The 1,399-nt window shown below is 56.6% G+C and carries 1 protein-coding gene; it reads right to left on the bottom strand.

Features of this window, described 5'->3' with window-relative positions:
- Nucleotides 1-74: 74 nt before the first annotated feature.
- Nucleotides 75-1,399 (bottom strand): IS3 family transposase gene (locus tag K7H91_RS25460; protein ID WP_230722958.1). Its coding sequence is split into 2 segments (ribosomal slippage), with 1,326 coding nucleotides annotated over them: nt 75-1,090 and nt 1,090-1,399; the frame shifts between segments, so codons are not numbered across the junction. This gene is flagged as partial in the annotation.

The raw sequence follows: 1,399 nt of genomic DNA, 5'->3' as shown, positions 1-1,399 counted from the left end.
TGTCCGTCGTCGAATGATTATGGACAGGATGGGGTCTGGCTATCAGGAGGATCTGGCTCGTCTGATATGGTGATTTAAGCGGCGTTTGCGTGGTGTTGCAAGCGTCGGTTCTGAATGGTCTTTTGCTTGATCCTTTTTCTCTGTTCCAGGATTTCGTCTCCTCTGCCGAAGTAGACATCCGCTGGTGTGAGGTTGCCGAGGCTCTCGTGGTATCGGCGGTTGTTGTAATGGTCGATGAATGCGCCGATCTGAGCTTCCAGGTCTTCCGGAAAGAAGTAATTTTCCAGCAGGATCCGATTTTTCAGCGTCTGGTGCCAGCGCTCGATCTTGCCTTGTGTCTGCGGATGACCGGGTGCGCCGTGAAGCTGCTCCATCTTCCTGTCCTTCAGCCAGTCCGCCAGGTCTTCGGCGATGTAGCATCCGCCATTATCCGACAGCAGCCGCGGTTTGTGCTTGACCTTGACGCTGTCGCAGCCGGATGCGGAAAGCGCAATGTTCAGCGTATCTGTTACATCACCGACTTTCATGTTCGTGCACAGCTTCCATCCGACGATATACCGGGAGAAATCATCGAGAATGGTGGACAGATAGAACCAGCCCCAGCCGATCACCTTCAAATAGGTGAAATCGGTTTGCCACATCTCATTGGGGCGAACGGTCTTGTCCCTGAACTCGTTATCCGCCTTGACGACGATGAAGGCTGGCGAGGTGATCAGATCATGGGCCTTGAGCAGGCGATAGACGGACGCTTCCGACACGAAATAGCTTTTTGTGTCGGTGAAGGTCACCGCCAATTCGCGCGGGGAGAGTTCCGGCTCTTCAAGCGCCAGCTCTATCACCTCGTCCCTGACACCATCGGGAATACGGTTCCAAACCCGTGACGGGGCGGATGAGCGGTCCTCCAGCCCCTCGACACCAAACCGCTGAAACCGGTCATACCAGCGATAGAAGGTCTGCCGTGGAATGGCGAGCTGTTCCAATGTCTTCTTCACCGGTAGGTGCGATTGCACGACCAGCCGGATGATTTCCAGCTTCTCAGGAGCGGGGTATCTCATTCTTCTGCGTCCCCATCCCCGATCATGCTTTTTTTGAGCAGGCGCAGTTCCAGCGTCTGCTCGGCCACGACCTCTTTCAGATCGCTCGCTTCACGACGCAACGCCTTCACCTCATCCGTCGTTGCGGCCCGTGCCGTATCGCCGGCCAGGCGCCGCTTGCCGGCCTCGAGAAATTCCTTCGACCAGGTGTAATACATGCTCTCGGCGATACCCTCGCGGCGGCAGAGCGCGGCAATACTGTCTTCGCCGCGCAGGCCTTCCAACACGATGCGGATCTTTTCCTCAGCCGAATAGGATTTGCGTGTGGCCCGGCGGATATCCTTGATCGCCTTGTCTGCCGTCGG

This window comes from Martelella mediterranea (genome assembly GCF_021021415.1).
Taxonomy (GTDB): Bacteria; Pseudomonadota; Alphaproteobacteria; order Rhizobiales; family Rhizobiaceae; genus Martelella; species Martelella mediterranea_C.
Note: the sequence above shows the minus strand (reverse complement) of the source record. Positions and strands in the feature narration are given on the sequence as shown.